Raw genomic sequence first — 9505 nt, 5'->3', positions numbered from 1 at the left:
TCCGATTCAGTCATCGCAGACACACCTCGAATTCAGCCTTCCGCCTGTTCGTCAGGCCCCGGACCTCTCGACCGCCCGCGCGATTCCACCGCAGCAGCTGCCGGCACCATGTCGATGCAGGCTGGCCGGCGTTGATCTGGCGGACCAGGGTGGAGTTGCAGGCCGCCTTGGCGCCCACGTTGTAGGTCCACGAACCGATGGCCGCCCACTGATTCACGGTCAGCGGCCGATTGATGCACTTCGCCACGCCTTCCACGTAGCGCCCGACGCTCTCGCCCAGCATCGCCTCGCACTCGGCGGGCGTGTAGCGGCGCATCTCGACGTTCGTCTCGCCGTAGCAGACCGTCCAGACGCCCACAATGTCCTGATACGGATCGGTCCGCAGCCCCTCCCACGGGGCGATCAGCGCGATTGCGGCCAGCAGCACCGCAGCGGCACCCCCTCCCACGACCTTCGCTTTCACTTGCCGATCCCGTACGTCCGCATCCGGGCGGCGTGTTCCGCCTGCTCCCGGCGATCACGGCGGCGGTTGAACACCCACTGCACCGCCAAGCCGATCACGGCCACCACGGCGCCGACTATCGCGGCGAACTCGCTGGCGGACAGCCCGAAGAAAATCGCGCTCGCGCCGCCGCCGTAGGCGCTCAGCTTGCCGACTACGACGCCCGTGGCGTCGATCTGGTCCCTCATCACATGCCGCCCCCTGTTAACCCACGTCACGCAGCCCGACGCGCAGCCTGCTTAATCCTGTAAACCGTGGTCTGCGTAATGCCGTACTCGTCGGCGATCTCGCGATGCGGCCTCTCGTCCACAGCAATACGGTGGCGGGTCTCGCCCGAGAGAGACCCGTTGCGGGCACGCCCCTTCGCCACCATGTCGGCAGAGTTTTCTTGCGGCGTGCCGATGAAAAGGTGGCTCACCCGGCAACACAACGGGTTGTCGCAACGGTGCAACACCCATTTGCCGGCAGGGATCGGCCCGTTCGCGTCTTCCCATGCCGCACGATGCGCGGCAACCGTTCTGCCGTACCACTTCCCTTTCCCGTACCCGCCAATCGATGTAGCGCCCTGCCATTCGAGGCAAGCGCTCTCCATTCCGGGCCGGCGTGGGATAACGAGAATCGACCTGTCAGACAACCAGTCCGCCAAGGATCGCAGTTCGCCCTGTCTCAATGTCACCACCCTGTTGGCCCCGGTTTTACCGGCGTCGTGGTATAGCTAGTTCTGCCTGCGCGGCCCCGCCGGAACCGATGCCGACAGCCACACCCTCGACGCACCGTCCAGATACTCAACGTCCAAGTCATGCGTGATCCGGATCGCCAGCACGCCCTCCGCGCCAGATTCCCGGCAAAGCAGGTCGGGGTCAGGGATCGCCACGTCCTCAGCCCCGAGGATCACCGGGACAGTCGGGCCGTAGTCGAATTCGGCGTCGTCCTCGATTTCCTCGGGCTCGGTCATGCGGTCCTCGTGGAGTCGCCACGGATGGCGAGTAGCCGCCAAAACCCCCGGCTATTCGTCAGGGGTGGCGAGTTGTAGGTGCCCGGTTACGCGATCCGGGGTCGCTTGGACGACCGGTTGTGCAGCAGGGCTATGGCCTTAGCCCACGTCCTCGCGGGTGACTGCCACGAGACAGCGACCGGTTCTTGCCGGCCCAACTGACGCTTGCTGCAATAGGTTCCCGGCGAGCTTGCGCTGCTACAACGGCGGTCGCGGCTGCTCGTCAGCGCGCAGCGTGAGTGTTGCCGTGGCCGGGCGGGTGCAATGACCCCAAGCCTCTACCATGGCATAAATGCCCGATAACCCATCCTAGATAAGCGCGTGCCGGAAATCCGCACCGGTCGCCGCTTCCCACCGCAGGATCATGTGCTGCGTCCATCGGCCCTGCGCCAAGCAGCCAAGGTCGAACATGTACTCCACGAACCCATCGAGCGCCCGGCTCTGCACCTCGTCGCGAACGCGCTGGTAGGCTTGATTGCCCACGCCGAACCGGGCCGCCTGCTTGTTCACGCCCGGCATGTACTCGACCTCCGAAGGCCAAAGCGCGCGGGCCAGCCCATCACGGGCCGCCTGATGCCCCCAGTCGGTCCTGTACGACTCCACAAGGCTGCGCCGACGCTGCGCGCTACCCTTGGCCCCGGCGTACTCCACGGCCACGCCATAGGCCCAATCCTTGAGCTGGCGGTACTTGCTCGTGTCGTCCGCCACGCGGGCGAGGTAAATCGCCTCGTGGATCGGGTCGCGGGCAATGATCCTGGCCGCAGACAGGTGGCTGGCGATGTCCTCGTCGCCACCGCCCCACCACCACGACGCAACGCGCTTCGCCACCTCGTCGTGAACGTCCGGTTCCTCGTGGCCGCGCACCTTGGGGGTCAGGATGGTCATGCGGCCTCCCGAAACGTTTCCGCGTGGATCCACACGCCGCCAGCGCGCAGGTAGGTAATCGCCCGCAGGAGGAATTGCTCGCTGTCCCGGAAGCTGCCTAGGCCCACATTGCACGATCCACAGAGGACCCCGCGAAGTGTCCCGCTTGCGTGGCAGTGATCTACGTGCACAGACTGGGGAGACAGGTCAGCAAGCCCGCACTGACAGATGGCGCACTTGCCGCCTTGGCCGGCAATCTGCCGCTTGTGCTGCTCAGGAGTGATGCCATAGTTCTTTCGCAGCTTCATGCGCCTACGATTCTCCTTCAGCCTGTCGGGCAGCCGCTTGTCACGCTCCGTCTGAATCCGAACGCGACACGGCTTGCAGTAGGACTGTCGGCGTTGGACGCGCCCCTGCGCTAGTTGCCTTGTGGTCATACCAAACGCGTCGAGGGGCTTGATGCAGTCGCATTGGGGGCATCGCTTCTCGTTCATGCCGCCACCGGTTTCACTTTGGCGCTACCGGGCTCTGAGTGCGTGGCTTGGGACCACGATCCGCAGTCTCGACACTGAAAGCGGGCGTACCGGCGCGTCTTGGTCACCGAGTAGCCGCGCCGCTGCAGGCGGTCGCTGCCGCAAGTCGGGTTGCTGCAGCACGTGCCGCCCTCGACCGCCGCATTGGGCAGTCCCAGCACCCACCCGCGTGCGTTGAGCCGGTCGAACACCTGTTCCGTCAGCTTCACGTCGCCGATGTTGTACCGGCGCATAAGGGCCTGAGCCTTGGGGTCGCCGGCCAGCACGTCGGTCCACAGGTCGAAACCGCCCGTGCGGACCTTCTTGCCGATACCCAGCCACCGGGCCACGAAGTCCAGCTTGTAGCTCGGCAGGTAGACCTGTCGCTTGACGGACTTCATCAGGTCCACCTTCACGAACGACGAAGGCTTCGTCATGCCGTGCTGCAGAAATTGGGCCTGAATCCACCGAACGTCAAACTTGTCCGAGTTCCAGCCGGCCACCGCATCCGCCTCGTCCAGCAGCTTGTGCAGGCGGCGGGCCATGCCCTTCTCACCGTCCTCCCATGCGGAGTGAAAGTGCATCTTCCGTTCGCCGTGGAACTTGGCCGCGAAGCACAGCAGGCCGCCGGAGTCCACGATCTGATTGATTCCGATGTTCTGGCCCCACAGGCCCCAGGTCCGGGCGACAAGCGGCCGCGTCTCGATGTCTATCGTCAGGAGCTTCATTCCTCGTCTCCCGACGGGTACACAGGGATTCGGTCGCTGTCCTGCCCGCCCAGCACTTCCAGCGCCTTCTGCACCAGCTCGAACGCGGGGCCGTCGTTGACCAGTTCGGCGTCTACCAGCTCCGCCGGGATCGGCGTTTCGCTGACGTGTCGGTCGTGCGACAGGAATCCCGGGCGCACCAGCCGGATCACCCGGCCGCCGCTGTTGCGGATCGCCTCGGCTTCGTTGGCGAAGCGCACGTCGGACACCACCGCGCCCTCACCCGCCACACGCTGGATCAGCGCCTTGACCCAAATGTCGGGGTCGATCATCTCCCGTCCCCACTCGGTCCCGAAGGTCTGCATCAGGTAGCGCGGCGTCTTGCCGCCCAGCCACGGCACCGGGGTTTCCTTGCGGACCTCCAGCGCGTCCACGGAGATCCCGAGAATGCGCGCCACCGCCTCACGGATCGGCGCGGCGAAGCTGTCGTGCGTCAGGTTGAGCCGGCGGGCCAGCATCTCGGCAAGCATCGTCTTGCCTGCCTGCTTGTGCCCCGCGATTCCGATCAGGGCGGCCATGTCAGCGGCCAGCTAGGGCGGCGATGCCGATGATCAGCGCCACGATAGCCAGCCAGAACGCGAAGCCGATCCACAGAGGCGAAAGCACCCAAAGCCACGACCACGAAATGACGCCCGTCAGCTTGAGCGTGATGAAAACGATTGTGAGCAGCCCGACGAACCCGATCCCGCCGCTGCTTGTCTGCTGTGCCATCGTTGCCGCTCCTTTGCGGACCTTCGATGACTGCCATCTTCAAGCCCGAGTGTCTAGCCTTGAACAGCGATTCTGGACAGTTTGTTAAGCGCACGATCCCGCAGGACGTACACCTGCGCGCGACTTACCCCGCGCTGTTTCGCAAGCTCCGTCGCGCCACGATCGCGCAGCTCCAGCAGCAGTTGTCGCTCTGCCCGCTGGCTGGCAAGTAGCGCCTGCATCAGTTCTTCCTCGGCGCGGATCAGCACCTCCGCCGCCTTGGCCGCCGGAATCCCGGCAAGCGCCGCTGCCCGCTCGGCGTCGCGTATCAAGTCCCTCACCGCGTCGAATGACATGTCAGCCCCCTAGCTGCCTGTAACCCCAAAGCCCGATCAGCAGAGCATCGGCCCGACCGCAATCCATCTTTCGTGCCAGTGGCGCGGTAGGCATCAGCTCCTGCGCTACCGTCCTGGCCATGTCCTTGTCCTTGCCGATCAGATTGAAATACCGCTTCCACTTGACCGGCGTGACGTGAGTCACCGGAAACTGCAGGGCCGCCAGCGCGCCGAGACACGCCCCCGTCGCCTTGCCGAAGTTGAACATTGACGACACGCCCTGCCCCGGCATCGCGCCCACTTGCTCGATGAAGCTCGGGCACGGCGGCCACTCGCGCAGCAGCTTGCCGATCTCGGCGGCGTTGACCTGCTGCTTATTGCCCGTCCCGCGCGCCATCGTGGGCATGTCGCGGACCTCGGCGAACTCGCCGTCACGGATCAGGGCAATGGCGCCGGAAAGGCCGGGGTCGATACCGATGGCGAAGCGGACGCCGCTCACTCGCCCAACTCCACAGCCGCAGCCAGCAGCATTTCCGCCACGCACCGCGCCTGCCATTCCGTCATGTCGTCGGGAAGCTGGTCCGCGTTCATCGTGATCACGTCCTCAGAAACGCAGACCTCGAACCGGTCAAGGCCGACGCTGTCGCGTTCGCGGAACACGACGCCACGGATGATGTTCGGCTTGTCCATCAGCCCTGCTCCTTTGTGGCGGCGTCGATTGCAACGCCCATTAGCCGCCACTCCAGTCGCGCACGCTCGGGTTGGCATCCGAATCGATTCTGCCAAGCAGTTCTGCCCGGCCAATCGTCGAGGGCGACGCCTCCACATAAGACCGGCATTCGGCCAGGATGTCCCTTACCGATGCCGCTACATTCTTGTGAAAGCTGACCACCTTCCGCAGCGCATCGGCCTCGGCTTCGGCGCGCTCTACTCGTACTTGCATTACGTCGTGCGCCTCGCCCGGCGAGTAGCAATCCACGGTTCGATCCAGATATGCCTCGCGGACCTGCGCAATCTCAGCCCGCAGGGTGTCGATGGTGTCGGCCGCGCTGTTCAGCGCCACGAAAACCTCCGTCATGCTGAACATGTCACTTTCCGCCAACTCGCGCAGCGCAACCGGCTCAATCTTCATCACGCAATCCTCGCTGTCAGGTTTCCGGGCGTCGCGCCATATGCGCGCTTGACGTGTGCTTGCAGTTGCAGAATTTCGTCGTCCGCAGGCGACGGCACAGGCCACCCCGGCGGCTCCACGGTCGGCGGCTTCTTCGCGCTAGGCACGCACGCCTAGACGCGATGCGCGGGCTTGTATCGCGGCCGTGGTGCGGTCGGGATACAGCGCCTGCACAGCACGCCAGCCGCCCATCGGGTACAGGTCGCGGACCACCGCATCCTCCGCGTCCGTCCACTTCGGTCCTGCCATGTTCGCGATCATGCCGCCCACGGCTTTGTTCCCCTGTGCCATTTCTCGATCCTCTCGTTTTGGAAGGCCAGCAACGCGTCGCCGTCGCCGAATGTCTGGATGAACTCGCGCTTGTGGTGCCGCCAGCTCGGGCCATACGTCACGTAGCAGCGCGGGCAGTTCTTGATCGCCCCAGTGCAATGACATCGGCCAACGTGGTGCCACTGGCACAGGCCGACCGTGTACGCCTCGCCGCGGCGCTTGCGTCCCGGCTGGTCGCCTTCGTTTAGATGGTGCTTCTCGCACGGCACGCGGCTTTGCCCGAACAACGAACATGCTGTGCAGCCCAAGTCGCGGATCGCGTAGTCGCGCAGGTCGGGTTTCATGCGGCGAGCCCTTTGGGGTTGGCGTGGAACTGCACGCCTAGCTCGGTCTGCGCGTATGCCTCCACCTGTTTCAGGTACAGGGCGAACCCCCGGATGGTCAGCTTCGTGGTCGACCCCACCAGGACACGCTCGCCGGCAGGCGTGTAGTCCCACTTCCGGTAACCCTCCTTGCACAGCTCCGGGTCGAATTCCTCCGGCAGGTATTCGCGCTTGAAGTGCTCGTGCCACACCTCGGCGGTGAATGTGCGTCCGGCGACGTAGCCCTGTTCTGCGATGTCCGCGAGCGGACCCACCCACATCAGCGCGTTCTGGTCAGGCTTGCGGGCCTTGACTTCCTCGCGCAGCACGAATTCAAGCGGGCGCGAATCATCAAGCGGCGCATTGCGCACGGCAGCCGCCGCCATGTCGCGCTGGATTTCCGTCCGCAGAAGGATTTTCCGCGTCTGATAGTCAGTTCTGCTCACGTCTCTCCGCCTCCGCCTTCGCCTCTGCGCCAGTGGCGTACCAGCCCACCAGCTTGTTGACATCCGTCAGGCTGAACTTCCAGCCGTCAGGCCCCTTCACCGCCGCGAGGTAGTACCTCGGCGGGTCGCTTTCTTCGTGGTACTTGGATTTGCGTAGCCACTTCACGCCGCCTCCCGCATCCGCAGCACCGGCTTGGCTTCCGGGCGCGGTACGGCCTCGTGCATCAGCCCCAGCGCCACCACCAGCGAAACCCCGCCGGCCGCAGCGATCTCGTGCGCGTTGCACCCGGCCTGCATCAGCGTCCACACGCATTCGCGGGTCAGCGGGCGGTCGCAGGTTGCGTCCCAGTCGAAATCATTCACGGCCAAACTCCTTCCCCAAGTCAGCGAGCAAGTCCTTCACGCGAGCGGGATCGGCGACCGTCGCCGGGCGGTGTCGCGCCATCACCTCGGCCGCTGGCGGCTGACGCGGGCTCACCGCAGCCGGGGGCGAGAAGCCCGCAGCCCGCTTCTCGTTGCGAATCCAGTTGCGCCATGTGGCGAGCCAGTCGGTCTTGCGCCCCTTCACCCCGGGCTGCGACCGCCAGAAATCGGCGAACTTCTCGCCCTGCTCTGTCAGGTCCAGGTCCGGGCGCTTGGCAGCAGCCCATGCCCGCCAGTCGTCAGGGAGCGTCCAGTCGCCCGGCAGCCGTGCCGCCGTTGGCTGTTTCTCCGCAGGTTCAGCGGGGGGCGGAGCCGCAGGCGAGGCGCCCTGCTCTTCAACGTCTACGTCTCCGTCTACGTCTCCGCACATTGGCGGGGTAATGGGTGCTATGGGATCGGCATCCCTTACGGATGGGATAGACATGCCTACGGATGAGGCAACGAAGTCTTTCTCTCCGTCCCTCGTCTCCCTCTTGACGTAGGCAAAACGAAACGACCCATCCCGCCAGGGGAACTTGGAAGTCACGCAAGGCGAACACCGCTGCCATTTCGTGATTTGCAGGAACCGCTGCCCCCGCCATTCGTACGGGGTAACCAAGCCGCGGGAGACGCATTCCGAAAGTGTCTTTTCAACGTCACTGGCTCGGCGGCTGAGATCGAGCGGGAACAGGCGGGCGCGCAGAATCTCTACGCGGCCATCCATACGTCCGGCATCGTCAGCGGCTAGCATCAGACGGTGAAAGAAGCACTCGGCAGCGTCGCTCAGGGCGTGGATCGCCTCAGAGTCGAGGAAGCCTTCACGAACAAGCCTATTTGGCATTCTTTGCCCTCCACTCGTGGAACGACGGACCGTCGTAAGGGTTCATGTAGCGAGTGGCTAGGCGATATCCATTTCTCAGGTGGTGCATTTCCTTGTCCGCCTCGTACAGGGCTGACAGCTCATGATTCGACCGGCCGAGCTTGTTTCCCTTGCGTCTGTGGCACTGGAAGCAAAGCGGCTGCAGGTTCTCGCGGTCGTTCGTTCCCCCTTTGGCGATAGGCACGATGTGGTCAATCTCGATGTCGTCCTTGTCACCGCAAATGGCGCACGGCATCCGCCATATCTCGAACCTGAGCGATGACGGAATGCTGCGTCGCTTAGTCATTTGCCACCCCCTGCCACTGCCATCACTTCCGCGTCCGTGTCCCGGTCGATCCCGGCGACGATCCACTGCGCGATGACCAGCTGAATGGCGCGCTCAGTCGCACGCGTCCCGCTCACGTCACCCGTGGCACGGTATGGGTGGGGGATGGATTGCGCGGGTTTCGAGTTCATGCGGAAACGCCCTCCCGCTCCAGCAGCTCGTCCATCGAGCGCTTGAAGTCCTCGTCGCAGGCTTCGTGCTTCTGGTCGAGGATGGGTTCCCAGTCATCAGGGTGGGTTGCGGCCACCTCCCCCGCCGCGTAATCCCCATGCGTGCCCAAACCCGCCTGATCTAATTTCACTCTCAGGGTTGCGAGGGGATCAATCGGATGCTCGACCCAAGCGCTAACCACTACTCCGGTAAGGCCAATATTCGCTTCCCCTCGAACTTTCTTTACCCGCTGCCCCACGTAGAACGTAGTCATGCCGCAGCCCTCAGTTGTTCGGCCAGCCGCGTGACCTCGCAGGCGCCTTCCAGCGCTCGCTGTAGGTCGATGTACTGGCGCAGTAGGTTCGATCCGGTGGCGCCGCACAGCGGGCCGACCAGGCGGTGTGGGATGGGCCGTAGCCCCTTGCGCATACGCGAGACGTATCCCTCGGACTTGCCGATGGCCGCCGCGACGCTTGCCAGCTTGTGACCGCCGGCCTTCATCGAAACAGCCAGCGCCATTGCCTCAGACTCGATCTGCCGCAGCACCTTGGCGGGAGCGTCAACGGGTGCGCGGTGGACGCCGAACGCGAGCCTCAGTTCCTGTTGCGTGCCATTACTTGCCTTCACTTGCCTATCCTTGCCAATGGGTTTTGAGCGAAAAAAAGCGCCTATGCAGAACGCACAAGCGCTACTTGATTCAGTCCGAAACGCCCCGCCGAACGTCTACGTGATCGTTCGGCTGCCGAGCGGTGTGTTCGCCTTTTGCTGGCGAGAGGGGAAGCTGCGATACCGGTTGGTGCGGCGTGCGATCCCACTGACGGAGCGCTAGACTGTG

23 protein-coding genes are annotated in these 9505 nt (G+C 64.5%); all 23 read right to left on the bottom strand.

Features of this window, described 5'->3' with window-relative positions; translation table 11 throughout:
* Positions 1–10 precede the first annotated feature (10 nt).
* On the bottom strand, positions 11–463 hold the full coding sequence (locus JMO03_RS16170; protein WP_202844773.1) for a glycoside hydrolase family protein: 453 nt from the start codon (positions 461–463) through the stop codon (positions 11–13).
* Complete coding sequence (locus JMO03_RS16165; RefSeq protein ID WP_202844772.1) at positions 460–690, bottom strand: holin; 231 nt, start codon at positions 688–690, stop codon at positions 460–462. Before JMO03_RS16165 ends, JMO03_RS16170 begins: the two co-directional genes overlap by 4 nt.
* Positions 691–716: 26 nt before the next feature.
* Positions 717–1094: an HNH endonuclease signature motif containing protein gene (locus JMO03_RS21400; RefSeq protein ID WP_273544278.1), complete on the bottom strand. Its 378-nt coding sequence runs from the start codon at positions 1092–1094 to the stop codon at positions 717–719.
* A gap of 123 nt (positions 1095–1217) precedes the next feature.
* Entirely contained in the window at positions 1218–1457 is a 240-nt protein-coding gene (locus JMO03_RS16155; RefSeq protein WP_202844770.1) for a hypothetical protein, read from the bottom strand.
* A gap of 348 nt (positions 1458–1805) precedes the next feature.
* Positions 1806–2381 (bottom strand): hypothetical protein, encoded by a 576-nt coding sequence (locus tag JMO03_RS16150; protein ID WP_202844769.1) that lies wholly within the window; start codon positions 2379–2381, stop codon positions 1806–1808.
* Entirely contained in the window at positions 2378–2668 is a 291-nt protein-coding gene (locus tag JMO03_RS21670) for an endonuclease VII domain-containing protein (protein WP_202844768.1), read from the bottom strand. Before JMO03_RS21670 ends, JMO03_RS16150 begins: the two co-directional genes overlap by 4 nt.
* Before the next feature lie 182 nt (positions 2669–2850).
* Complete coding sequence (locus tag JMO03_RS16140) at positions 2851–3600, bottom strand: ribonuclease H-like domain-containing protein (RefSeq protein ID WP_202844767.1); 750 nt, start codon at positions 3598–3600, stop codon at positions 2851–2853.
* Positions 3597–4157 (bottom strand): deoxynucleotide monophosphate kinase family protein, encoded by a 561-nt coding sequence (locus JMO03_RS16135; protein WP_202844766.1) that lies wholly within the window; start codon positions 4155–4157, stop codon positions 3597–3599. The genes JMO03_RS16140 and JMO03_RS16135 overlap by 4 nt, the downstream gene beginning before the upstream one ends.
* A 1-nt stretch (position 4158) precedes the next feature.
* Complete coding sequence (locus JMO03_RS16130; RefSeq protein WP_202844765.1) at positions 4159–4350, bottom strand: hypothetical protein; 192 nt, start codon at positions 4348–4350, stop codon at positions 4159–4161.
* A 53-nt stretch (positions 4351–4403) separates the two neighbouring features.
* A complete protein-coding gene (locus JMO03_RS16125; protein WP_202844764.1) occupies positions 4404–4685 on the bottom strand; it encodes a hypothetical protein in 282 nt (93 codons plus the stop codon).
* A 1-nt stretch (position 4686) separates the two neighbouring features.
* Complete coding sequence (locus JMO03_RS16120) at positions 4687–5163, bottom strand: RuvC family protein (RefSeq protein WP_202844763.1); 477 nt, start codon at positions 5161–5163, stop codon at positions 4687–4689.
* Complete coding sequence (locus tag JMO03_RS16115) at positions 5160–5354, bottom strand: hypothetical protein (protein WP_202844762.1); 195 nt, start codon at positions 5352–5354, stop codon at positions 5160–5162. Before JMO03_RS16115 ends, JMO03_RS16120 begins: the two co-directional genes overlap by 4 nt.
* 40 nt (positions 5355–5394) lie before the next feature.
* Positions 5395–5796, bottom strand: a complete 402-nt coding sequence (locus JMO03_RS16110) for a hypothetical protein (protein WP_202844761.1) — start codon at positions 5794–5796, stop codon at positions 5395–5397.
* A gap of 138 nt (positions 5797–5934) precedes the next feature.
* A complete protein-coding gene (locus tag JMO03_RS16105; protein ID WP_202844760.1) occupies positions 5935–6084 on the bottom strand; it encodes an SANT/Myb-like DNA-binding domain-containing protein in 150 nt (49 codons plus the stop codon).
* A gap of 8 nt (positions 6085–6092) precedes the next feature.
* Entirely contained in the window at positions 6093–6449 is a 357-nt protein-coding gene (locus JMO03_RS16100; RefSeq protein ID WP_202844759.1) for a Ref family recombination enhancement nuclease, read from the bottom strand.
* The gene (locus JMO03_RS16095) at positions 6446–6913 is read right to left on the bottom strand and encodes a recombination protein NinB (protein ID WP_202844758.1); all 468 of its coding nucleotides are present in this window, start codon (positions 6911–6913) and stop codon (positions 6446–6448) included. Before JMO03_RS16095 ends, JMO03_RS16100 begins: the two co-directional genes overlap by 4 nt.
* Positions 6900–7079 (bottom strand): hypothetical protein, encoded by a 180-nt coding sequence (locus tag JMO03_RS16090; RefSeq protein ID WP_202844757.1) that lies wholly within the window; start codon positions 7077–7079, stop codon positions 6900–6902. Before JMO03_RS16090 ends, JMO03_RS16095 begins: the two co-directional genes overlap by 14 nt.
* Positions 7076–7276 carry a hypothetical protein gene (locus tag JMO03_RS16085; RefSeq protein ID WP_202844756.1) on the bottom strand — a complete coding sequence of 67 codons (201 nt, stop codon included), beginning with the start codon at positions 7274–7276 and terminating at the stop codon, positions 7076–7078. The genes JMO03_RS16090 and JMO03_RS16085 overlap by 4 nt, the downstream gene beginning before the upstream one ends.
* Positions 7269–8156 carry a hypothetical protein gene (locus tag JMO03_RS16080; protein WP_202844755.1) on the bottom strand — a complete coding sequence of 296 codons (888 nt, stop codon included), beginning with the start codon at positions 8154–8156 and terminating at the stop codon, positions 7269–7271. Before JMO03_RS16080 ends, JMO03_RS16085 begins: the two co-directional genes overlap by 8 nt.
* Positions 8146–8481, bottom strand: a complete 336-nt coding sequence (locus JMO03_RS16075; protein WP_202844754.1) for an HNH endonuclease — start codon at positions 8479–8481, stop codon at positions 8146–8148. Before JMO03_RS16075 ends, JMO03_RS16080 begins: the two co-directional genes overlap by 11 nt.
* Entirely contained in the window at positions 8478–8651 is a 174-nt protein-coding gene (locus tag JMO03_RS16070; RefSeq protein ID WP_202844753.1) for a hypothetical protein, read from the bottom strand. The genes JMO03_RS16075 and JMO03_RS16070 overlap by 4 nt, the downstream gene beginning before the upstream one ends.
* The gene (locus tag JMO03_RS16065; RefSeq protein ID WP_202844752.1) at positions 8648–8944 is read right to left on the bottom strand and encodes a hypothetical protein; all 297 of its coding nucleotides are present in this window, start codon (positions 8942–8944) and stop codon (positions 8648–8650) included. Before JMO03_RS16065 ends, JMO03_RS16070 begins: the two co-directional genes overlap by 4 nt.
* Positions 8941–9297 (bottom strand): hypothetical protein, encoded by a 357-nt coding sequence (locus JMO03_RS16060; RefSeq protein WP_202844751.1) that lies wholly within the window; start codon positions 9295–9297, stop codon positions 8941–8943. Before JMO03_RS16060 ends, JMO03_RS16065 begins: the two co-directional genes overlap by 4 nt.
* Positions 9298–9505 lie beyond the last annotated feature (208 nt).

This window comes from Luteimonas saliphila, assembly GCF_016774335.1.
Lineage (GTDB): Bacteria > Pseudomonadota > Gammaproteobacteria > Xanthomonadales > Xanthomonadaceae > Luteimonas > Luteimonas saliphila.
This window is presented reverse-complemented; position numbering and strand designations above follow the sequence as displayed.

Excerpts from the sequence above, each read along its gene's own strand:
- JMO03_RS16165 (WP_202844772.1), bottom strand. The coding sequence starts at position 690 with ATGAGGGACCAGATCGACGCCACGGGCGTCGTAGTCGGCAAGCTGAGC.
- JMO03_RS21400 (WP_273544278.1), bottom strand. The coding sequence starts at position 1,094 with ATGGAGAGCGCTTGCCTCGAATGGCAGGGCGCTACATCGATTGGCGGG.
- JMO03_RS16155 (WP_202844770.1), bottom strand. The coding sequence starts at position 1,457 with ATGACCGAGCCCGAGGAAATCGAGGACGACGCCGAATTCGACTACGGC.
- JMO03_RS16150 (WP_202844769.1), bottom strand. The coding sequence starts at position 2,381 with ATGACCATCCTGACCCCCAAGGTGCGCGGCCACGAGGAACCGGACGTT.
- JMO03_RS21670 (WP_202844768.1), bottom strand. The coding sequence starts at position 2,668 with ATGAAGCTGCGAAAGAACTATGGCATCACTCCTGAGCAGCACAAGCGG.
- JMO03_RS16140 (WP_202844767.1), bottom strand. The coding sequence starts at position 3,600 with ATGAAGCTCCTGACGATAGACATCGAGACGCGGCCGCTTGTCGCCCGG.
- JMO03_RS16135 (WP_202844766.1), bottom strand. The coding sequence starts at position 4,157 with ATGGCCGCCCTGATCGGAATCGCGGGGCACAAGCAGGCAGGCAAGACG.
- JMO03_RS16130 (WP_202844765.1), bottom strand. The coding sequence starts at position 4,350 with ATGGCACAGCAGACAAGCAGCGGCGGGATCGGGTTCGTCGGGCTGCTC.
- JMO03_RS16125 (WP_202844764.1), bottom strand. The coding sequence starts at position 4,685 with ATGTCATTCGACGCGGTGAGGGACTTGATACGCGACGCCGAGCGGGCA.
- JMO03_RS16115 (WP_202844762.1), bottom strand. The coding sequence starts at position 5,354 with ATGGACAAGCCGAACATCATCCGTGGCGTCGTGTTCCGCGAACGCGAC.
- JMO03_RS16110 (WP_202844761.1), bottom strand. The coding sequence starts at position 5,796 with ATGAAGATTGAGCCGGTTGCGCTGCGCGAGTTGGCGGAAAGTGACATG.
- JMO03_RS16105 (WP_202844760.1), bottom strand. The coding sequence starts at position 6,084 with ATGGCAGGACCGAAGTGGACGGACGCGGAGGATGCGGTGGTCCGCGAC.
- JMO03_RS16100 (WP_202844759.1), bottom strand. The coding sequence starts at position 6,449 with ATGAAACCCGACCTGCGCGACTACGCGATCCGCGACTTGGGCTGCACA.
- JMO03_RS16080 (WP_202844755.1), bottom strand. The coding sequence starts at position 8,156 with ATGCCAAATAGGCTTGTTCGTGAAGGCTTCCTCGACTCTGAGGCGATC.
- JMO03_RS16075 (WP_202844754.1), bottom strand. The coding sequence starts at position 8,481 with ATGACTAAGCGACGCAGCATTCCGTCATCGCTCAGGTTCGAGATATGG.
- JMO03_RS16070 (WP_202844753.1), bottom strand. The coding sequence starts at position 8,651 with ATGAACTCGAAACCCGCGCAATCCATCCCCCACCCATACCGTGCCACG.
- JMO03_RS16065 (WP_202844752.1), bottom strand. The coding sequence starts at position 8,944 with ATGACTACGTTCTACGTGGGGCAGCGGGTAAAGAAAGTTCGAGGGGAA.